The organism is Streptococcus sp. k-90 (assembly GCF_013277565.1).
Taxonomy (GTDB): Bacteria; Bacillota; Bacilli; order Lactobacillales; family Streptococcaceae; genus Streptococcus.
Genome location: NZ_VMNE01000054.1, coordinates 1 through 248 on the forward strand (window position 1 = coordinate 1; position 248 = coordinate 248).

A 248-nucleotide genomic window follows, 5' to 3' on the forward strand; every position below is an offset into this window, starting at 1 on the left:
TCTGCTGCATCTTTAGCTGCATCTTTAGCTGCTTTCTTCTCGTCATCTGTCAAGTCTGTACGAGCGTCAATTGCTGCTTCCTTAGCTTTAAGAGCGTCATCGATTGCTTGCTTAGCTTCTGGTTTAGCTTTGGCTTCTGGATTGATTGCTTCAACTGCTCCAGTACCAGCTTCCTTAGCTTTATCTACTTCTGCATTGCTTGGTGCTGCATCAATTGCTGCTTTAGCCTTATCTGCTGCATCTTTAGC

The 248-nt window shown here is 44.8% G+C and carries 1 protein-coding gene; it reads right to left on the minus strand.

Annotated elements, in window-relative coordinates; all coding sequences use genetic code 11:
* Nucleotides 1–248 (minus strand): DUF1542 domain-containing protein (locus HT734_RS09315; protein ID WP_173308536.1); only part of this gene is annotated, 248 nt, incomplete at both ends.